Here is a 243-nt window from a genome sequence, read left to right as displayed (position 1 = left end):
CATTAGCCCTATAAACTGCGTCTACCCTCATTATTGGAGGGCGAAATGTGAATACGTCTTATTCACAATCAAATTTACGACACAACAAAATTTTAATTTGGCTTTGCGTTCTATCTTTTTTTAGCGTATTAAATGAAATGGTTTTGAACGTCTCATTACCTGATATTGCAAATGATTTTAATAAATCACCGGCGAGTACAAACTGGGTGAACACAGCCTTTATGTTAACCTTTTCTATTGGAA

At 34.6% G+C, this 243-nt stretch carries 1 pseudogene; it reads left to right on the top strand.

Annotated features, from left to right (window positions below):
• Positions 1–47: 47 nt before the first annotated feature.
• Positions 48–243, top strand: a pseudogene (locus tag AWV70_RS22905) (tetracycline efflux MFS transporter Tet(L)); the annotation flags it as partial.

It is taken from the genome of Sporosarcina koreensis, from assembly GCF_001531445.1.
Taxonomy (GTDB): Bacteria; Bacillota; Bacilli; order Bacillales_A; family Planococcaceae; genus Sporosarcina; species Sporosarcina koreensis_C.
This window is presented reverse-complemented; position numbering and strand designations above follow the sequence as displayed.